The sequence below is a fragment of the Bradyrhizobium sp. CCBAU 11386 genome, assembly GCF_028128955.1.
In the GTDB taxonomy this organism is placed as follows: domain Bacteria; phylum Pseudomonadota; class Alphaproteobacteria; order Rhizobiales; family Xanthobacteraceae; genus Bradyrhizobium.
On sequence record NZ_LBKA01000022.1, the window covers coordinates 1 to 20,948 of the forward strand.

Here is a 20,948-nt window from a genome sequence, read left to right on the forward strand (position 1 = left end):
GCTCGCTGGCGCCTTCATCGCCGCAGCCGTAATCTGGTGGCTCAATTGAGTCCGGACCCTAGCCGCGACCTTATTCCTCTTCAAAATCAAGACCGCCACTCAATCATTGCTTGCGATCTGTACAAATATCACTCATCCGGGTGAATTTATCGAAATGTTCGCGAAGGTTGCAAATTCCACCGCGATTGATACACTACCTTAGTCCAGCGCCTGTTCAGTCGTGCCTTATATATTGCTTCTAATCATCGATGCGCACCTGCGTAGCCGTGGGGGTTGCCTTGGCTGCTTTTCAGGCGGGGTCAGACTCGAGAAACGGACATCCACCGACACTGTCGGCACTGATCCTGTCCGACGTCTGTTTTCTGTATGAGAGCCTCGCTCGCGCGCTCTCAGAGGCGCAGATCATTGTGCTCGACCGCTGCTCGTCCGTCGCCGAGGCCGTCGCAATTGTCAGCGAATCCGCGCCCGATCTCCTGCTGATAGACGCCGCCTTCAACAGTGGCTTGGCGGCAGTCGGCCAAATCCTCTCTGCAGCTACCAAAACCCGTATTGTCGTCGTCGCGGTCAGCGAGACCGAAAGCAACGTGCTGTCATGGATTCGAGCTGGGGTGTCGGGGTATATCCCGAATACCGCGCGCCTCGTCGATCTCCCCGCGATGCTGCAGGGCATCGCCCGCGGTGAACAGGCCTGTTCCGCCTTCATCGCCGGCAGCTTGTTGCGCGAGTTGCGCGACCACGGGCCGCAGGGTGAAACCTCGCATTCTCCGAACCTTACAGATCGAGAGCGCCAAGTGCTGCGGCTAATCGGCTCCGGCCGCGCCAACAAGGAAATTGCGCGCGAACTGAACATCAGTCTCGCGACCGCCAAATCTCACGTCCACAATTTGCTCGGCAAGCTGAACCTTCGTCACCGCGGCCAGGTCACGGCCTGGCTGCACAGCGCCGAACGCGCGTGACGCGGAACCCCTCCCTGAGGTCGACGCGATCTCCCTCTTGCGGTGGATGGACGAAACCCGGTTACGGGTGCAGGCAGGCGCGCATCTTCCGCAGAGGACGGGTCCGCTGCCCAGGATACGCACCCTCGTCGTGACCGAATTTCCCATGCTGGGTGACATGATCCAGCATGCGCTTGCAAGGCGCGCCGAATTCGAACTCCTGCCACAGATCGCCAGCCTCGCCGAGATTCCAGCGCACTGGCCACTGCAGCAGCCACCCGATCTCATCGTGACCGGCCTGCGCCGCGGCGAAGACGAAAGTATCGCACAGGCGATCCATACCCTTGTCCCCGGTGCCCTTGTCGTCACTATCGCCAGCGACCTGCAGTCCGCTTCCGCGCACCGGCTCGGATGCGCGCCGGATGAATTGTCTCCGTTGAGCGAGACTTCGCTCGCGGCCGAGATCCTCCGCCTGGTGCATCGTGCCTGAGACGGCATCGACGCACCGCTGCACATTCATGCGGCGGATCGGTACCGGAGGATTAGATCCCGCGGCAAAAGGATGAGACCGATTTCTCAACCCCGGTCTCGGTCGACCGGCCGATTGTAGGATCGATACCCGCTGCTACCGTTTCACACCTCCCGCAGCACATTTTCGATTCAGCGCACGTTCGAACATCCACGCTTTTTGCGAGGGCGAGATGCCTATCACTCCGACCTTCCCCGGAATTTACATCCTCGAGGCACCCGCAAGCGGACACACGGTGACGCCCGCGCCAACCAACAAGACGGTGTTCATCGGTTACACCCATCCGCTCAAGACGCCGGCGGAAAATCTCGACAAGCCTGTCGAGATCTTCAGCTTCGCCGAATATGCGCGCCAATTCGGCGGCTTCGTGCGCAGCGAGGCTTTCGCGGATCCTGCGAACCAATTCGGCGACATGGCGATCGCCATCAATCAGTTCTTCCTCAATGGCGGCTCCGACGCGTTTGTCGTCTCCCTCGACAGCAACGCCCTGCCGCGATCCGGCGCGACCGTCCCGATAGGCGGCGGGATTGTCTTCACCGCCCTCGAGATTACCGACGGCACCTGGAAGATGGACGTCACGGTGCGTCCGATCGCCGACACCTTGTCGCCGCCGCGCGACGAGCTTGCCGACGTGGTCATCACCTACCGCCCAAGTTCCGGCAAGGGAGCGATCATCGAAACCTACCGCCGCGTCAGCACCGACCCGGGAAGCCCGAATTTCGTGGAGCACAAGATAAACGGCGTCTCGCAGCTGGTGACCGTTTCGGTCGGATCGCCGCCCGCATTGTGGCCAGCTCAGCAAGAGAAGAAACTGTTTCCCGATTTGGCGATGGCAAGCGGCTTTTTCAGCGCCGCCGACTTCAACCGGGTGCTGCAGCAAGATACCCCGCTCGACAAGCTGCCGATCTTCAACCTGATGGTGATTCCCGGCGTTTCAGACCCGCTGGTGCTGAACGAGGCGCTCGCGTTCTGCGAACTCAAGCGCGCATTTTTCATCATGGATCCGCCGAAGGACCGCTCAGCTGATGGCTTTCTGCCAGAATTCCCCAATACCATTCAGGACTTCGTGAATGGCCCCGATATTCCACACAGCAAGAACGGCGCGCTCTATTTCCCCTATTTGAACTCCCCGGATCCGATCACGGGCCTTGCGAAAAACCCGGATACCGGTAAGCCGTACGAAATTCCTCCCGCAGCGTCCGTTGCCGGAATCTACGCCGCAACCGACGTGGCGCGCGGCGTCTGGAAGGCGCCGGCCGGCTTCCAGGCCGTTACGCGCAATACGCTGGGCGTGGTGGAGCGTGGCCGCATGACCGACCCGCGCCAGGGCGTGTTGAATCCGCTCGGGGTCAATTGCCTGCGCGACTTTCCCAATATCGGAACAGCCGTGTTCGGTGCACGCACGCTGGTGACGACAACCGACGAACAATGGCGCTACGTGCCGGTGCGCCGGATGGCGTTGTTTCTCGAGCAGACCTTCTACGCCAATCTGAAGTGGGTGATCTTCGAGCCCAATGCCGAGCCGCTATGGAGCGCCATCAGGGGTAGCCTCGATGCGTTCATGCTCGGGCTCTTTCGTCAGCAGGCCTTCAAGGGTGAAAGCCCCAGCGAAGCATTCAAGGTGCTGTGCGACGCGCACACCACCACGGCCGCGGACATCGATAACGGTATCGTCAATATCCTGGTCGGGTTCGCGCCGCTGAAACCGGCGGAGTTCGTCGTCATCACGCTCTCGCAGCTCGCAGGCCAGACGCAGTCGAGCTGAACCCAGTCATCCTTCAAGGAAGCTGCCATGCCGATCTTCCCTGCCAACGTCAATCGTTTCGATCCATACAAATCGTATCGCTTTCTGGTGTACTTCGGTGACAAACAGCAAGCGGTCGCTGCCGTCAGCAAGGTGACGGCGCTGAAGCGATCGTCGGACGTGATCGACTACAAGGAAGGCGGCAACAACATCATCCTGAAGGGGCTTGGCAGGACGAAGTATGAGCCGATCACGCTGGAACGCGGCGTGACCCAGGACGACGACTTCCTGCAATGGGCCGATGCGGCGCAGGTGCTCGACAAGGGTGCAGCGAAGACCTCGCTGAAAGACCTGCGAAAGGAAGTCAAGATCCACCTGTTGAACGAGCAGGGGGTGCCCGTGCGCGGCTATGTCGTCCATCGCTGCTGGGTCTCGGAGTTCCAGGCACTGCCCGATCTCGACGCTGGCGCCACCGCGGTCGCGCTCGAGCATATCAAGCTCGAGAACGAGGGCTGGGAAATCGATCCGAACGTCAAAGAGCCGGAAGAGAAGTGAGGCCGCATGATCCATCCGGACTCCGGTCCCCTTGCCAGACTGGTGCTGCCCGCGAGCGGGCTCAGCGTCACGCTGCGGCATCCGACGGGCCTCGACGACATCCTGATCGCGGAGGGCGGACTGAGCGAGGTGCAGCTCGCGCTCGCCATAGCGGAACGTCTTGGCGACGAACGGGAGGCGTTGGACTGGACTGCCCTGCCGGTATGTGACCTGGAAGCGCTTCTGCTCCACTTGCGCCGCGGGGTGATCGGCGATCAGGTCGTCACGGATAGCTTGTGTTCTGCCAAGGGCTGCGGCGCCCGTCTCGATTTTTCCTTCAGCATCGATGCTTGGCTCGCCCATCATCGTCCAAAGCGTCCGCCCCTCGGCGCACGCGGCTTCTCAGTGCGCGCTTCGGAACGGCATGGCGAGTACGATCTTTCACTGCGCGACGTTGCCGGATCGTTCGCGTTTCGCATTCCGACCATCGGCGACCAGATCGCAGCGGCGCAAGATGCGGACGCGGAAATGGCCATTGCGCAGGCCTGCCTTTATCCGCCGGACATGCCGCCCCGCGCCCGCCGCGCGGCCGAACGTGCGATGCAGTTCTTGGCGCCCGGCCTGAGAGACAATCTTCAGGGCGTTTGTCCGGAATGCCGGGCCACCATCACCGTCCTGTTCGATCCCCTGCACTATTGCCTGCAGGAACTGCGCGACCGCGCGCGTTACGTTTACCAGGACGTCGATATTCTCGCCCAGCGCTACGCCTGGTCGGAGGCCGCCATTCTCACCATCCCGAGCGTTCGGCGCATGCAATACGCCGAACTGGCGCGGGCAACGCGGGTGGCGTGAGATGTCGGGCGGTACCTACATCCGCAAACTCGCCGGGCTTGCCAGAGGCGAAGCCGCCGGCAAGCGCTTGTCGCCGCCCCGGCTGTTGTTCCGGCCGTCCACGCCGCAGCCCGATTTCATCGTCGAGCATCCGATAGCTCCGCCGGGCCCGGTGGCGTCGAGGCGGGCGCCGACGCCGACGCCGATTCGAGCCGCACCCGTGGCCGCAGCACGCGCACGCGACCCGCATGCCGTTCTCACCTCAGCACCACCGCCGCCAGGGGAAGCTACGCCCGCGGACAAGTTGCAGTCGCGCGCCCCCGCCATTCCCGGCGCGTCGGGCGATCGTCCTTCGATCGACGGTCCCGTCCGCACGTCGCCGCGAGATCCGGCGGTCGCCCTTCCTCCAGCAAAATTGCCGATCGCCTCTCGCGCGGCGCCCCACGCCGCGAAGGATGCCGTTGCGCCGTCGTCGCCACACCGCACTCCATCCACGCCAGCCGTTTTGCCGCGGCCAACAGAAAACGACGCACCGCCGCAACGCACGCTCCGACCCGATCGCGATCCAACGCATCGTGCCGCAGCGCGAGCAGACGTGCCGCCGGCCGCTTTGCCGCCCCCGCGTCAAGACGCGGTCAAACGATCGACGCGTGCCGCGCCACCGGCAGCGATCGTGCCAAGGTTTTCGCCACCACCCCGCCCGGCTGTGGCCGTGCCGGCCGCCCGCCGGCATGCGCAGCCGTCGGTCCAGATCGGCGTGATCGAGGTGAAGGTCCTGCCGCCGGCGCCGCAAGCCACGGGAACGCCCGTTCCGGCCGCGCCAGCTCCCATGCGCATGGCGCGGCGCGTGGTGACGCCTTCCGGCGGGTTGGCACGCGGCTACGGCGCTTTCGGATTGATGCAGAGTTGAACACATGGACGCATCACGCCTCGACATTGATCGCTTGTCGCTCGAAGTCTCCGGCCTGTCGGCTGACGAGGCGCGCCGGCTGGCGACGCTCGTCGGCAAGGGATTGGCCGAGCGCAGCGTCGCGCTTGCGCCCGGTCGCGTGCCAGCCGTTCGCGTCCAACTCGAATCCCGCCCGCAGCAGAGCGTCGGCGACCTCGCCGAGCGAATCGTCGAAGAAACGCTCGCCGTGCTCGGCCGAACCGCATAGGGACACGCCATGGCAGGGGCAACCATCAAGGGCGCGCTGATCTCTTTCCTGCCGACCGCCATCGGCGGCATACCACTGCCGAACGTCATCGCCTTCCAGATCAACCCGGAGACGATCAGTCACACCTGGAGCGAGGCCGCGCCGCCGAAACCGCCCGCCAGCCAGCAGACGCCGGAACTTACCGATCCCCTCGCCGCCTCCGGCCTGCCGGGTGAGACGTTCGGCTTCACGCTTTCGCTCGACGCCAATGAAGATGTCGCGGCCGCCGACGCCAATCCGGTGGCGGCCGGGCTCGCTCAGCTCGGCGGCGTCTATGCCCGCCTGTCGGCACTTGAAATGTTGCAGTACCCGAACACGCCGAACAGCGGGGGCCTGCTCGGCGCGGTATCTTCGGCGATCAGCGCCGCCGGCCTCGGTGGCGGCAATTCCGGCGTCCAGCTTGTCCCGCAATCGGAGGTGCCGCTGGTGCTGTTCGTCTGGGGACCGGGGCGAATTCTTCCGGTGCGCGTGACCGCCCTGACGATCACCGAAAAACTCTATAACACCACACTGAATCCGATTCATGCCGACGCCCAGGTGACCCTGCGTGTGCTGACGCCCGACGATCTCACCGCAATCCAGAGCGACATGAAGGATGTCGCCAAGGCCGCCTACAACTACACGCTCGGGCTCAGACAGGCCGGTGCGCTCGCCAATGCCGGCAGCGCCGCGGCAAGTATCGTCGGCATGCTGCCAACCCCATTGTGAGGACGATCATGTTCTTTCCCGGCAGCCGCTACGAGAAACAGCCGACCTATCCGGTGCAACGCGCCGACGGCAGCATCGTGCAGGCCGTTCGCCTGCCGCTGCCCGGACCTCAGCTGCTGCGCGGTTTCGTGCGCCAAACCGAACCGCGGCGGCTCGACCTGATCGCTTCACGATTCCTCTCCAACGCAACCGCGTTCTGGCGCCTCTGCGACGCCAACGGCATGGTGGTTCCGGACGCGCTCGGCGCCCGCGACCTGATCGGCATTCCCATCGACGCACCGGCAGGACGCTGATGGCCAGCGCTTTCCAGATCATGCTCGAGCAGCAACCGGTCGATCCGGGCCTGATCACGCTGCTGGTGTCGCTGGAGGTCGAAGAGAGCATGGATCTTCCCGCGGCGATGCAGATCGTTCTCCCGGTCGCTCGCGATTCCGGCGGAGAGCTCAGCCAGGTCGCGGAATCGCGCTTTGCACCGATGGCCAACATCGCCGTCGTCGCCGGCCTCGGCGACAACGGCAATCAATGCATCTTCGATGGCTACGTACTGGCGCACAAGCTGCACCTTGAGACAGGCATCACCAATTCAACGATCGCGGTCTGGGGACAGGATGCCTCCTGGTTGATGAACATGACCGAGACGGTGAAGGAGTGGGTCGACGTGACCGATGCCGATGTCGCGGCCTCGATCTTCGGAAACTACGGCATCTCCCCGTCCGACCAGAACAGCGACGACGACTCCCCCTCGCATTCGGAGGACGGGCATAGTCTCATGCAGCGCGCATCCGACATTCAGTTCCTGCGCATGCTGGCGCGGCGCAGCGGCAAGGTCTGCCGGGTTGCCTGCACCGACAAGCCCGGTCAGCGCACCGGCTATTTCGCCAGGCCCAAGCTGGACGGCGATGCGGTCGCGACCCTGACGTTGAACGATCCGGAAAAGTGGACGGTCCACATGCTGGACCTCGAATGGGACGTCAGTAAGCCGAGCGCAGTGGTGGCACGGCAGGCTCTCTTCACCGATGCGAGCGGCGACGCGGCAGCGGCCGACACGGGCGACTCCGGTCTGGCCGCGATGGCGGAGCGGACGCTCGCCGACTTCACGGGAAAATCGATGAGCGTGCTGCTCGCCGCTCCCGTCGACACCGCGGGCGAGCTGACGCTGCGCTCGCAATCGGTCCTGCGCGACGCCGGATGGTTCGTGCGCTGCGAAGGTGAAACCGACGTCGACCGGCTCGGCGTCGTGCTGCGCGCGGGAATGCTGGTGCAACTCGACGGCCTGGGCGCACTGCATTCCGGAAAATACCTGGTCTGGAAAGTTCGCCACGTCATCACCAAGACCGGCCACAACATGAAATTCACGCTGATGCGCAACGCGGTCGGGGCCGCACCCACCGGAGGCGCAGGCGGACTAGCCGCCCTCGCCGGAGCGCTGTGAAGGAGGCCATGATGGATACGCAGACCCTGATGGATATCGTCGACCGGCTGCGAAACCGCTTCTTTGGAAAATATCGCGGCGTCGTGACCGACGTCGATGTCGCGACGTTCCGCATCAAGGCGATGGTGCCGGCCGTGCTTGCGGGCCAACCCAGCGGCTGGGCGCGCGCTTGCGTGCCGTTTGCCGGCAACGGTTTCGGCTTCGCTTTCCTGCCGGAGGTGGGCTCCGGGATCTGGATCGAGTTCGAGGGCGGCGATGTTTCCTATCCGATCTGGGTGGGCGGCTTCTGGCACGACGGCGAGCCTCCACCGGATGCTACCGACAAAGTGAGGGCAATCGTGACCAAGTCACGCCAGAAAGTCCTAATCGACGAGGACGGCGGCAGCATCACCATCACCGACGACAACAACAACACCGTTACGCTCGACGGCAGCGGCATGACGCTCTCGCGCGGCGGCCAGCAGATCCAGATCAGCGACTCCGAGGTCAATGTCAACCAGGGCGCGCTCGAGGTGATGTGATGCCATCCTTGCTCAACACCAGCAGCGTGATGATGTGCCCGCATGGCGGCCAGGTGCAGCCGGTCAGCAGCAACAGCCGCGCGCAGGCCGGCGGTGCGTTCCTGCTCCGTGCCTCGGATACTTTCACCATCGCCGGATGCTCGTTCAATCTCGGCGTCACGCTGCACCCATGCGTGCAGGTGCAGTGGGTGCAGCCGGCCGGTCGCAGCAAGGCCGTGAGCGATTTCACGCTGACGCAGGCCAGCGTCGGACTGTGCCTTGCCGCCGACATGGCCCCTCAGGGCAGCGTAATCGTCTCCATGACGCAGGCTCGCGTATCGGGAGTCTAGCTATGCGCCGAACCGACTGCGCCTTTCCTTTCCGGATCGACCCCGTCTCGGGCCAGGCGGCGCAGTCGGCCTACACGCGTCATGTCGACGAGATGATCCGGCAGGTATTGCTCACCACGCCAGGGGAACGCATCGACCTGCCCGAATTCGGCTGCGGACTGCGCCGACTGCTGTTCGCGCCAAACAACGAGACGCTGCGCGCGACCACGCAAATACTGGTGCAGAAAAACCTGACGCGCTGGCTGGCCGACCAGATCGTCCTGCGCAATGTCGCCGTCACCGCCGGCGCCGACGATGACGAATCCCAGCTTCAGGTGCGGGTCGAATACACGCTGCTGGAAACGCAATCACTGCAGACGACCGAAATCCTGGTGCGCTGACATGGACGAGAAGCACGACCGCCGCGCCGCAGTCATTCAGTCGAGGTCGTATAACGGCATCGACTTCGTCGAGATCGTCGACGATGCCCAGACGACGCTGCGCGTGCACTTCCTCAACGACGTCCCGCTGCAGGGTACGATCACCGGGCAACCCACCATCAAGGGCGGTGAAACCATCCGCAAGGTTCCGGTGCTTCACATCGACGATGCCAGCGACTGGGGGTTCGACGAAAACCATCTCACCCTCACGCTGCGGGTTCACGCTCCAGGCGACTTCTCGACATACCGATTGGCGATCCCGAGCCGGAAGCTGGACAGTTATTTCACCGAAGTCGAATTCTCGTTCAAGGCGGCATGTCCTTCGGACCTGGATTGCGAAGTCCCGCCGCGCCCCTGCCCGCCTCCGGACGGCGACGCGCCGCCGATCAACTATCTGGCGAAAGATTTCCTCAGCTTCCGGCAGGCGCTGCTCGACTTCTCGGCATTGCGCTATCCAACCTGGCAGGAGCGGTCGGAAGCCGATTTTGGCGTCATGTTCCTGGAGGCGCTGAGCGCGCTGGCCGACGATTTCAGCTATATGCAGGATCGCATCGCGACCGAAGCGACGCTGATCACGGCGACGCAACGCCGCTCGGTGATGCGTCACGCCCGTCTCGTCGACTATGAGCCGATGGCTGCGACCGGATCGACCGTGATGCTGCGTTTCGACGTCGCCAGCGGCGTCGACCACATCCCCGCGGGCGTCGAAGTGATGGCCCCATCACCCGACGGGACGCCAATTCCGTTCGAGACCGGCACCGGGCTTAAGGACAGCTTGCTCGATCCCAACACCGGCGCATTGCTCGACAAACCGCCGTCGGTTCAGGCCAGCGAATTGTGGAATGGCGGCAAGATCGAGCCTTACTGGTTTGACGACCGCGAGCGCTGCCTGAAGGCCGGCGCCACCAGCATGTACGTGCTGGGCCACGGATACGAATTCCATCGAGACCAGTTGCTCCTGATCGAAACGATGGCGGAAACGACGGCAGATCCGCCGTTGCGGCAAATCGTCAAACTGGAGAGCTCGAGCGAATTGCGCGACCCGATTTTCATGCGGCCGGCGGACGGCGCCGGTCCGCCTTTCATGACATGCGCGATGTCGCCGCCGCAGCCATTGGCTCCGACCGCGGTCACGCAGATCGTCTGGCGGCAGGCCGACAAGCTTGCGAAAGACCGCGACCTCACGCGAACGCATGTCGCCGGAAATATCACGCCGGCAACGCAAGGGCGAACGGTGTCAGACGAGGCATTCGTCATCGGGCCGCCAGCAGCGGGCGGCGGCGCGCGCGGCACGGTTACACGCACCGGTCCACGACCATTGCTGCCAAAGGTGCAATCCGGCGTCCCGCCGCCGGTCCACCTGTACACACTCGACCAGGCGCCTCTCACCTGGCTTGCCCAGAATGCGACCGACCCGCCGGCGCCCGAGATCGTTCTGCAGCAGCAGGACGGCGGCGACACGCCGATCATCTGGCGCTACTGCCGCAGCCTGCTGGAGGCGGGCGCGTACGATACCGCCTTCACCGTCGACCCGGCCGCCTATCGCCAGATCGCGCGCAACTCGGATGACTCGCTGCAGTTCGACTATGACGGCGATCGCGGCGATACCCTTCGCTTTGGCGACGGCAGTTTCGGATTCAATCCGGACCCAGGGACGCGCTTTACCGTCAGCTATCGCACCAGCGCGGGCGTCGCCGGCAATGTTGCGGCTGAGGCAATCTCGCAGCTCGGCGCGAAGGCCCTGTCGCAAGGGAATTTGCTTGCGGTCAGCAATCCGCTGCCGGCATCCGGCGGACGGGACGCTGAGACCCTGCAAACCATTCGTAGGCTGGCGCCGCAGGCGTTTCAAGCCAAGCAATTCCGCGCCGTCACGCTTTCCGACTATCGGATGACGGCCGAAACGCTGCCATGGGTGCAGCGCGCCGGCGCCGCCTCGCGCTGGACCGGCAGCTGGCTCACCAATTTCACCACGCCCGATCCCAAGGCCTCCGAGCAGATCACGACCGACCAACGCATCGATCTGGTGACACTGCTCAACCGCTACCGGATGGCAGGCACCGAATCCTATGTTGACGATCCCGATTACCTCTCGCTGGATCTCGATATTCACGTCTGTGCCCGGCCCGACGCTTTCGCGGGCGACGTGAAGCGGCGCCTGATCGCCGCGCTGTCTCCGGCGGGGTCCGTCGGAAATACGGCGGGGTTCTTCGCTCCCGACAATTTCTCGTTCGGCCAGCCACTCGAACGCAGCGCGCTCGAGGCCGCCATTCAGCAGGTACCGGGCGTCGCCGGCGTCCTTTGCGTGCATTACAGGGTGCGCGGACGTTCCGCCGGACTTGCGGAAATGGGAGACGTCGTACCGGTCGGGGTCGACCAGATCATCCGTTGCGACAACGATCCGAGCTCACCGGAGCGCGGCGCATTTTCGCTGCTGGTGGAGGGCGGGCGATGAACGGCACTGCTGCCAGCCCGATCTGCCCCTGCGACAGCTTCGTGCATCCGCTCGTCATCAACAACGCGGCCGCGTTGCAAAGCATTCACTACAGCGCGGGAATTTATCTCGCGTTCCGACATGCACTGCTGCTAGCGCTGCCGGACGAGCAGGATCTCTGGCGGGTGTGGCGTCCAGGCGCCGAAGGCGACCTGGCGGTGCAGATGGTCGAGTGGTGGGCCTATCTCAGCGACATTCTGTGCTTTTACAACGAGCGCATCGCCACCGAGTCCTATCTGCGCACCGCCACGCTTCCGGAGAGCATCAATCGGCTGATCCAGGTGATCGGCTACCGGCCGCGGCCTGCGCTTGGCAGCCGTGGCACGCTCGCTGCCCTCTTGTCCGGGGCAAGCCCCGTCGTGCTGCCGAAGCGCATGGAGATCCAGAGCAAGCCCGGACCAGGCAAGCAACCGCAGACCTTTGAGCTGGATGCCGAGACCAGGCTAGCCGGCCGCGACGTCGTGACGACGCGTACCATTCCGTCGAGGCAGGTGCTGACCGGAAGCTCCGGCAACCGGTTGCTGCTGGCCGGCAGGGTCAGCGGCATCAAGCTTGGCGAAAAGCTGCTCCTGACCAACGCGAGCGGGCTGCAGGGCACCAAGCCAATCGACTTCGCCTGGCTCACGATCAATGCAATCTCGGACGGCAAGGACGTCTATGGCAAGCCAGTCACGCAACTCGACTTTCAAATTGCCTCCGGAAGCATTCCTGCAAACGCGGATCCCGCCTCCTTCGTCCTGTTGCGCAGCGGCCAATCTTTGGGTGCGTGGACTTACTCCGTCCCGGAGACCGTGGTCGTAGTCGACAGCACCAAGATCGAATTGGCCTCGATCGCGCGCGGGCTCGACGCCGGACAACTTGCCTATCTTGACGACCCGAAAAACCCCGCGACGGTGATCGTTGGCTCCAACATCGAGAGCGTGTGGTACGCCAACGGCGACGGACCCACCCCCAGTGCGGCCTCACCGCCGCCTTCCCCCGTCTCCGTCCTTCACGCCACCATCACCTTCGCCGATCAGCTTAATTCGGCCGCTCCCGACAAGAGCAAGGTTATCTTGCGCTGGAACTGGACGGCGGTCGGCAAGCTGGTACCCGACCTCAGCTCGAACGATGTGAAGCTCCCTGGCAGCGGTGGGGCGCTGCAGCCGCAAGGTGGCACCGTCCCGCAGGGTACGTATCCGGTGCTGCTTGCGGATGCCGGCAAGAACGGCGCTTCCGCGATCGCAAGCATCGCAGGCGGCGGAACGATCGCGCTGTCGCGGCTCTCGGCTGCGCCGGAAGCCGGGCTCCTGCCGCCGATCGACGTGCTGTTCAACCTGCTCGCAGTCTCGCGCGGCAAGACCGTGCCCAACGAGGTCTTGGGCAGCGGCAATGCCACCATTGCGGGGCAGGACTTTGCGCTCAGCCAGTCGCCCGTCACATATCAGCAGGATCCCGCATCGAAATCCGGCGACAATTTCAGCAGCACGGTCCGTGTCTGGGTCAATGAAGTCGAATGGCGCGAGGCCCGCAGCTTCTATGACCAGAAGAGCACTGCACAAATCTTCGTGCTGCGTGAGGATGAAACGGGCAAGACCCATGTCCAGTTCGGCGATGGCGTCAACGGTGCCCGCCTGCCCACCGGGGTCAACAATGTCGTCGCGACCTATCGCTTTCAAGCCGGCGCGGAGGCGCCCGCGCCGGGAACGTTGACGACGGCGCTGAATCCTCCGCCCGGACTGAAAGGCCTCGTCAACCCGCTGGCGCCGACCCAAGGCGCGGATGCCGATCCGCCGGAGCGAATCCGCGCCCTCGCACCTGCGTCGATCTTCACATTCGGACGCGCGGTATCGCTGGAGGATTACCAGGCGATCGCCGCCAATGCGGCCGGCGTCACGCACGCCAAGGCGGATTTTGTGTTCGACGCCGTGGCGGAGCGCCCGGTCGTGACCTTGTGGGTGGCGGGTGACAGCGGCGCGGTCGCTTCGACAAGGGCCGCGCTGGCCGGAACCGCCGATCCGAACCGGCCAGTCCGGATCCTGCCAGCCTCAGCAGTGCAGTACCGGATTTCGCTCACCTACGTGATCGATCCGCGCCAGGAGGACAGCGTCGTCCGCGCCGCGCTGCACGACGCGCTGGTCGGCGCGGACAACGGACTGTTCGGCGTCAACGCCATCGATATCGGCGAAGTCATCTATGACAGCCAGATTTGCCAGGCCTGCCTCGCCGTCCCCGGCGTGCAGGCGATCCACGCGCTCAGCTTCGAGCCGGCGGCGCGACACGTTCTGCGTCGCAGGCGGTTTCGGCGCCTGACCAGCCTGAGCAGACCTGCTCCGGGCCTGTGCGCAGGCGAGCAGCACGATCCGGGCCCGGGCGGCTATTTCGTCGTGCCTGACGATGCCTTCCACGTACGGCTTTCTGCGGGAGGCGCTGCATGACCGGGACCGCCGACAATTGTGACACCTACTATGCAGACAAGCTCTGGAACCTGCTGCCCGAGATATACCGCACGCTCGACACTGACGAATTCGATCCGGCGTTGGCACAACCGGGAACGACCGTCGCGGAGCGTCGCGCCGCAAACGGCCCGCTGCGAGAGCTGATCAACCGCATCGGAGCGCAGGCGGCGATCGTCCGCCGCAGCATCGATCGCATGTGGGACGATCAGTCGATCGAGACCTGCGACGACTGGCTCATCCCCTATATCGGCGACCTGCTGGGAACACGGATCGTGTCCGCGCTCGATCCGCACGGGCAACGCCTGGACGTCGCCAAGACGATCTATTTCCGCCGCCGCAAGGGCACACTCGCCATCCTCGAGGAGATCGCGTTCAGCATTACCGGCTGGGATGCGAAATTGGTGGAATTTTTCAGGCGGCTTGGCCGCACCCGCCACGGCATCGATCCCGAGATCGGCCTCGCCTTTGCGTCTGGCGATGACGTGTCACGCCTGCAGCGCGCCGAAGGCCTGGTAGCCGCAGCATCGCGCACGGCCATCGGCGGCTTTGCGGACTTGCGGAATGAGGTCGCGGCGCGGCAGGCTCACACGGCGTTCGACGAGTTCTTCCACACGGCCGATTTCCGCCAGGGCCAGGGGTATTTCGGCCGTTATGCCATCTCCCATCTCGGCGTATTTCTCTGGCGGCTGATGAGTCTCGCCGTCGGCCCGGTGACGCCCGTTCCGGTCGCGAATTGCCCGGGCTGGTACGGCTTCGATCCGACCGGCCGCAACATCCCGCTGTTTTCACCGGGGCGCGCCGCCGGTGCGTTTGGCGATCAATGGAAAACGCCGAACGAGGGTCAGGTACCGGGGCCGATCTCGCAGGCCCTGCTGGACAGCGATCTCGGCCTCGGCGACAAGGGTTTGCAGCTCTATCCCAAGGCACTGTCGGTTGCGGTATCGCTCCTGTCGCCGCCGCCGCGACAAGACACGATCGATGCCAACCGTCTCACCTTGCGACCGGAGCGAGGACAGTTCTTCTACCAGGCCACCGCGCCGGTCGAAAACAGCAAGCTGGTTTGCTTCTACCGCTACGGTTTCCCGTCGGAGATCGGCGCCGGTCCGTATGACCGGCGGAGCGGTACGTTGCACGCGCCGGCCCCCGACGCCGGCGTGCCGCCATCCGCGAGTCCGCTCAGCGTTTCCGCCTCGAGCCCGGTGACGCTGAATCATTCGCTGACCTGGCCCGGCGCCGATGACGCCGCCGTTGGCCGCGAACTGGTCATTCAGGCCGGCAATCATCAACGGCCGGTATTGCGCTTCAACTCCGGCAAGAGCTGGACCCTGACCGGCAGCAAGGGCAGCAGCCTTGTCCTCGATGGCCTCCTGATCACCGGCACGGACATCGTACTCGCGGGCAGTTTCGACCAGGTCGTCATCAGTTGCTGCACGCTCGACCCCGGCAGCGCAGCGCCGAATCTCAAGGTGCCGAATGACAGCGAGGCATCCTCGCCGCCCTTGTCGATCATCGAAGCCGCGGCCGACGGCCGCGAGCTGGTACCGACCCGTCTCTGGATCGAGGCGACGATCGGAACGATCCTCGTCGATCGTAGCATCATGGGCCCGATCCGGACGCGGAACGGCGGCCTGGTGGAGAGATTGAACATCTCCAACAGCATCGTTCAGGGCATCCGCAGCAGCGGTTTTGGACCGATCGAGCCGCAAGAGGTGAAAGATCCCGTGCGGTTCGAGCGGCGGCTGCAGATCGCGCTCGATCCGGTTTCCAGGCTATTGCAATCGTATGCCCCGGAAATCGTCACGACATTGGGAGGGGGCGCTTCGCCGCCTTTCGCTGCCTCACCACCGTCCGAAAGTGCCCTTCCTCAGGCGCTCGGCTTGCTCGACGCGCTGACGTCGGGGCCACCATTGTGGGACGCGCAAGCCTTTGCGCACGTGCCGCTGTCAGCGTCCACGAAAGGGCGGCTCGACAAATCCGATGGTCTCGGCCCAGCTCCGGTTCTCAACCGGCTGCTGCTGGAGGACGCCTATCCGCTCGAGCTTGCCGACGCGGCCATAGCGCTTGCCGACGGCGAGGTTCGGCTGTCGCGCTGCACGATTCTCGGGCGGATCGTCGTCCACCGCATCGACGCCAGCGAATGCATCCTGCAGCAACTCGCCGAGGTCGACGACATCCAGCACGGCTGCGTCCGTTTCTCGGCATGGGCCGACGGCAGCGTGCTGCCACGCAAATACGAATGCGTGCGCATCCCGCAAGGCGCACCGTTGTTTACCAGCACGGATTTCGGACAGCCCGGCTACGCCCAGCTCCTGCCGCTCGCCGACGCACAGATCCTGCCGAAGGCGACCAAGGACGAACGGCAGAACACGATCAGCGCCGGCGCCGAGGACGGCTCTGAGATGGGCGCCTTCGCGCGCGACAAGAATCCGATCAAGCAGCGTGCCCTGCTCCTGAAGTTTCTCGAGTACATGCCCGCAGGTTTGAGCCCGGTGATTATCCCGGTGACTTAGATACGAGGTAGAACGATGTCGAGCGATCGCAGCAGACGACGTCAGGAGCAACGCGACGGCTACAAAGAGGCCGTAGCCCAGCAGGGCCGCGTAATCCTCGACCGCGACATCAATGCCGTGCAGCGGCTCACGGCCGATCGTATCGAACACAACGCGCTCGACTTCGTCGGACCGTGCGGGACCCCCGATAACGGATTCGCCATCAGCATTCCCGGCGTGTCGCCGCCCGCCAGCATGCTCTGGAGTCCGCCGGCCTTCTTCGATCAGAACGCCGGCAACCGCTTCGACTTCGCGATCGCCCCCGGGACCATGTATGTCGGAGGCGAACGCGCCTACCTGCCGCAACGGCAGGCCGGGCAAGAGGTGCACTACAGCTATTTCGACCAGCCGGACTGGCTCATACCCTCGATGTCCGGCGTTGCCGAAACCAAGCGCGGCACGATTCTCGGCTCCGAGCTTGTCTACCTCGAACTCACCGAACAGGAAGTGAGCGCCGTCGAGGATCCCGAACTGCTCGATGTTGCGCTTGGCGGCCCCGACACGACGCAGCGCGTCAAGCTGCTGCAGCGGATCAAGCGGCTCCCGGTGGCAGCTGCGGGCTGCAGCGACGCCTGGAGCGAAGCAGCGAAACTGTGGCTCGAGCGCGACGGCCGCCGCTTCGACCCGAAGACAATGCGGCTTGAACCGCTGACGCGGCTCCAGGTCGGCTTCACCCAGGAACTGACCGAACGCAACCCCTGCGATCCCGTCGCCAGCGGCGGCTATTTCGGCGTGGACAACCAGCTCATCAGGATACAACTCCGTCAGGGCGACAGTCCGTCGCTGCTCTGGAGCTATGACAACGCGAGCTTCCTGTACCGCGTCACCAGCGTCAGCGACGACCGCACCATGCTGACACTCGCCAAGGATCCGCCCGACAGCTTCCATATTCCGCAGACCGGGCAGTTGATCGAAGTGCTGCGCACGGCCGCGGTGCTCGGCAAGGAGCCGGATGAGACCGATCCGACCGGCGAGACCGTCGCCTATCGCGTTGTTGCGGAAACGCAGGGCGAATTGCGGCGCCTGACCCAACCCTACGGTCCGGTCGCAACCGGGGACGACACCCGCTACATCGTGCTCGACAGTGCACTGCCTCAGGACTATGCGCCCGGCGACGGGCCGCCGATCTTTCTGCGCGTCTGGCGCGCCGAATTGCCGGTTCCTGCCGGCGGCGGCGTGGTGGCGCTCGACGACCCCGCCACCGGCACCTCCACCGGCGTAGAGGTCACGCTGTCGGTCGCCGCAGATGCGCCCATAAGCGGCGGTGCCTTCTGGGAGGTCGCGCTGCGCCCGGCAACGCCACAGGGCGCATACCCCGAACAGCTGCTCGTCGCGCCACAACATCCCGAAGGGCCGCGGCAATGGGTGTGCCCGCTGGCCGTGATCGACTGGACCGGCGAGGCAGGCCCCCATGTCAGCGATTGCCGGCAGCATTTCGATTCGTTGGTCGAGTTGACCCGGCGGCGCCAGGGTTGCTGCACGGTGAGCATCTCGCCGGCCGACCTGGTCGGCCGTCATAGCCTGCAGAGCTTTGCCGACCGCGCCGCGGCGGCAGGAAGAGGCTCAAAACTTTGCCTGGCTCCCGGAACCTACCGTATCGATGCGCCGCTGCGGCTGACATCGGACCATTCGACGCTGACGATTGAGGCCTGCGGGCCGGCGGTCATCCTGCGTGGCGCAAACGATGCCCGGCCAACGGCGTTCTCGCACGGAATGATCCTTGTTGAGGAAGCGGCCTCGGTGACGCTGCGCGGCCTCAGGCTGCTTCCGGTTCCTGCGCCAATCCCGTTTCAGCGCAATTTCGCCGGGCACGTGAGCACCTCGTCTCTTACCGAAGTGAAACTGATGGGAATCATGGCGAGGCTGCGGGCAGCTATCGGCATAAGGGCCATCAACAGTCCGAACCTGGCTATCGAGGATTGCCAGGTCAAATTGAGCGTGGACCGGCGGGTTGCCGACGACGTTGGCACGCTCGGCGCCGGATTGTTCTTGCAGGGCCTCTGTCCCGATCTGATCGTCCGCAATTGCAATTTCGACTCCGAAATCGACCTCACCTTCCACCCACGGTCGCAACGTCCCGCGCAGACCGGTGAAACAACAGGGCCTCTGGTGCGGCCGGAGCTCGTCCGGGTCGAAGCGGCTACGCCATCACCCGAGCATCGCGACTTCGGGGACGTCATCGAGCGCGCGCGCCTGTCGCTGAGCGGCCTGAACGAACGAATTGGGGCCGCAGAGTCCACAACGGCACTATCGCACCTGGTTCTAACGACGGGGATCGCCGCGGTCAGCTTCGTCGACAACCTGCCGGACGATCTCGGGGATCCCGTGGTCGAAGGCTGCCGTTTCAGCAACCTTACTCTGGCGGCTTTTGGCAGAGCGCATTTCGGCAACCTGCGCCTCGAGCACAACCGCGTCGATCGCTGCGTGAGCGGCTTCTGGTTGAACTTGCCGGACTCGACCCCGCCGAGCGAGGACAAAGCGAAGCAGATGTACCTGGAAGCGATGAACCGCGTGGCGTTCGAGGAGCTCGATATGACCGCGTTTCTCGCGAGCTACGCGCTGCCACCCGAGGTCAAGGCACCTGCGGAAAGAGTGGTGGTTCGGCCCAGGCCAAGCAGTATCTTCTTCCTCGCCAACCAGGTCGAAGCGCTTCCACAGAAGATCGAGGGAGGCCAGGGTTCCGCGGCCCTGGTCATAATCGCCAACGTCCCGCCCCAAGAGGAGACTGATCGCAGCGTTTCGCTGGTGTTATCGTCAAACAATCTCCGCAACCGATCTACGGCGCTGGGTGCACCGTCTGCGGTTCTGATCGTGCCGAACGATGAACGAAGCGCGCTCACCGGCAACCTGATCATGAACGAAGGCATTCGCGGCGTCAGCCTGGCCATCATTCCGGACACGACGCCTTTCCTGCACCTGCTGGCCGTGACCGGCAACGTGCTGCGCGGGTCTTCTAATCTTCCGAGTCTGTTCCGAGACGGCGCACAACAGCAAACCTGGGTCCCCTACAACGCGATGCCGAGTTAGGCGGCTATATCCAATGAGCTCTGCTCTTGCCATCGCGACCGTCACCGAGACGCTGCTGCATCTGTTGCAGCAGCACATCGACACTGCGCACGTGCCCGGCGCGACCGTCACCGCAATGCCGCCGGACTCCACCGGTGGCTTGCCCGATCCGGGCGTCAACATTTTCCTGTACCAGGTTTCGCCCAACGCGGCGCTGCGCAATGCCGACCTGCCCACACGCGCAACCAACGGCTCGCTGCTGCGCCGCCCGCAGGTTGCGCTCGACCTGCATTATCTTCTCACCTTCTACGGCGATGAGAGCCGTCTCGAGCAACAGCGGCTGCTCGGTTCCGTCGCGCTTGCGCTGCACGCCAATCCGGAACTGCCACGCGCCCTGATCGATCACGTCGAAACGACGACGTCGTTCCTCAACGGCGCCGGCCTGTCGGTGCAATCGGAGCTGGTGCGGTTTGTGCCGGTGAATTTCACGCTCGAGGAGTTGTCGAAGCTGTGGTCCTTCCTGCTGAAGATCGACTACGTGCTTTCGACCGCGTATCGCGCCAGCGTTGTGCTGATCGACGGCAACGATCCCCTGCCTCCGCCGCCAGCGCCGGCCCTGAGCTTCAACCTGCAGGCGCTGCCATTCCGCGAGCCCCTGATCCAGCAAATCCTGCCCGCACCGGGCAGCGGATCTCTGATCCTGCCGCAAAGCCAGATCGTCCTCGCCGGGCAGAACTTGTCCATGTCGGGGTCGAGCACCATCGTCCTGTTCGGCACGATCAACCAGTCACCGGCCTTCGTCTCCAATACGCGCATCGTGGTCACGCTGCCCGGCGGCCTTGCTGCGGGTCCGCAGACCGCGCGCGTGGTGCAAGCGCTGAAGCTGGGCGCGCCACCGACGCCGCATCAGGCCGGGATACAATCCGAGATCGCGACCTTCGTACTACATCCGCAAATCCAGCCCGGCGCGGCGCCCGGCAGCTTTGCCATCACCGCGCGGCACAATTTCGGTTCTCCGCCCGAGGACGTGATCGAGGTGAAGATCAACCCGACTGTCGGCGCCGGCCAGAGCGCGGCATTGCAACTCGCCGCCGTGAGCCTGCCCGAAGCAACGCATGTGTTCGCAGCCGAGCCGCGTGCGCAGGACAGCGATACCGTCCTCTTTGCCGTGCCTGGCTTGCCGAACGGCAGCTATCTGGCGCGCGTCCTGATTGACGGCGCGGCAAGCCCTTATTCTCTGGATCCCAGCGGCGCACCCGTCGCTCCAGTCATCATCTGGTGAGCTG

18 protein-coding genes are annotated in these 20,948 nt (G+C 64.5%); all 18 read left to right on the forward strand.

The window, feature by feature from the left end; translation table 11 throughout:
* Window positions 1–278 precede the first annotated feature (278 nt).
* A complete protein-coding gene (locus XI09_RS05685) occupies window positions 279–956 on the forward strand; it encodes a LuxR C-terminal-related transcriptional regulator (protein ID WP_271565994.1) in 678 nt (225 codons plus the stop codon).
* A gap of 130 nt (window positions 957–1,086) precedes the next feature.
* Window positions 1,087–1,425 carry a hypothetical protein gene (locus XI09_RS05690; RefSeq protein WP_271565995.1) on the forward strand — a complete coding sequence of 113 codons (339 nt, stop codon included), beginning with the start codon at window positions 1,087–1,089 and terminating at the stop codon, window positions 1,423–1,425.
* A gap of 211 nt (window positions 1,426–1,636) precedes the next feature.
* Window positions 1,637–3,229, forward strand: coding sequence for a phage tail sheath family protein (locus XI09_RS05695; protein WP_271565996.1), 1,593 nt, complete (start codon window positions 1,637–1,639; stop codon window positions 3,227–3,229).
* A 27-nt stretch (window positions 3,230–3,256) separates the two neighbouring features.
* Window positions 3,257–3,763 (forward strand): phage tail protein, encoded by a 507-nt coding sequence (locus XI09_RS05700; protein WP_271565997.1) that lies wholly within the window; start codon window positions 3,257–3,259, stop codon window positions 3,761–3,763.
* A 6-nt stretch (window positions 3,764–3,769) separates the two neighbouring features.
* Window positions 3,770–4,594 (forward strand): hypothetical protein, encoded by an 825-nt coding sequence (locus tag XI09_RS05705; RefSeq protein WP_271565998.1) that lies wholly within the window; start codon window positions 3,770–3,772, stop codon window positions 4,592–4,594.
* 691 nt (window positions 4,595–5,285) lie between these two features.
* Complete coding sequence (locus tag XI09_RS05710) at window positions 5,286–5,483, forward strand: hypothetical protein (protein ID WP_271565999.1); 198 nt, start codon at window positions 5,286–5,288, stop codon at window positions 5,481–5,483.
* A 4-nt stretch (window positions 5,484–5,487) separates the two neighbouring features.
* Complete coding sequence (locus XI09_RS05715; protein WP_271566000.1) at window positions 5,488–5,730, forward strand: hypothetical protein; 243 nt, start codon at window positions 5,488–5,490, stop codon at window positions 5,728–5,730.
* Window positions 5,731–5,739: 9 nt separating this feature from the next.
* Entirely contained in the window at window positions 5,740–6,477 is a 738-nt protein-coding gene (locus tag XI09_RS05720; RefSeq protein WP_271566001.1) for a hypothetical protein, read from the forward strand.
* Window positions 6,478–6,485: 8 nt separating this feature from the next.
* Window positions 6,486–6,770 (forward strand): hypothetical protein, encoded by a 285-nt coding sequence (locus tag XI09_RS05725; RefSeq protein ID WP_271566002.1) that lies wholly within the window; start codon window positions 6,486–6,488, stop codon window positions 6,768–6,770.
* Complete coding sequence (locus XI09_RS05730) at window positions 6,770–7,909, forward strand: phage late control D family protein (RefSeq protein ID WP_271566003.1); 1,140 nt, start codon at window positions 6,770–6,772, stop codon at window positions 7,907–7,909. Before XI09_RS05725 ends, XI09_RS05730 begins: the two co-directional genes overlap by 1 nt.
* A gap of 8 nt (window positions 7,910–7,917) precedes the next feature.
* On the forward strand, window positions 7,918–8,430 hold the full coding sequence (locus XI09_RS05735) for a phage baseplate assembly protein V (RefSeq protein ID WP_271566004.1): 513 nt from the start codon (window positions 7,918–7,920) through the stop codon (window positions 8,428–8,430).
* On the forward strand, window positions 8,430–8,759 hold the full coding sequence (locus XI09_RS05740; protein WP_271566005.1) for a hypothetical protein: 330 nt from the start codon (window positions 8,430–8,432) through the stop codon (window positions 8,757–8,759). Before XI09_RS05735 ends, XI09_RS05740 begins: the two co-directional genes overlap by 1 nt.
* 2 nt (window positions 8,760–8,761) lie before the next feature.
* On the forward strand, window positions 8,762–9,139 hold the full coding sequence (locus tag XI09_RS05745; RefSeq protein ID WP_271566006.1) for a GPW/gp25 family protein: 378 nt from the start codon (window positions 8,762–8,764) through the stop codon (window positions 9,137–9,139).
* 1 nt (window position 9,140) lies between these two features.
* Window positions 9,141–11,630: a hypothetical protein gene (locus XI09_RS05750; RefSeq protein WP_271566007.1), complete on the forward strand. Its 2,490-nt coding sequence runs from the start codon at window positions 9,141–9,143 to the stop codon at window positions 11,628–11,630.
* Entirely contained in the window at window positions 11,627–14,086 is a 2,460-nt protein-coding gene (locus tag XI09_RS05755) for a hypothetical protein (RefSeq protein WP_271566008.1), read from the forward strand. The genes XI09_RS05750 and XI09_RS05755 overlap by 4 nt, the downstream gene beginning before the upstream one ends.
* Window positions 14,083–16,617, forward strand: coding sequence for a hypothetical protein (locus tag XI09_RS05760; RefSeq protein WP_271566009.1), 2,535 nt, complete (start codon window positions 14,083–14,085; stop codon window positions 16,615–16,617). The genes XI09_RS05755 and XI09_RS05760 overlap by 4 nt, the downstream gene beginning before the upstream one ends.
* A 15-nt stretch (window positions 16,618–16,632) precedes the next feature.
* Window positions 16,633–19,683 carry a DUF6519 domain-containing protein gene (locus XI09_RS05765; RefSeq protein ID WP_271566010.1) on the forward strand — a complete coding sequence of 1,017 codons (3,051 nt, stop codon included), beginning with the start codon at window positions 16,633–16,635 and terminating at the stop codon, window positions 19,681–19,683.
* 13 nt (window positions 19,684–19,696) lie between these two features.
* On the forward strand, window positions 19,697–20,944 hold the full coding sequence (locus tag XI09_RS05770; protein WP_271566011.1) for a DUF4255 domain-containing protein: 1,248 nt from the start codon (window positions 19,697–19,699) through the stop codon (window positions 20,942–20,944).
* The last annotated feature ends 4 nt before the right edge of the window (window positions 20,945–20,948 follow it).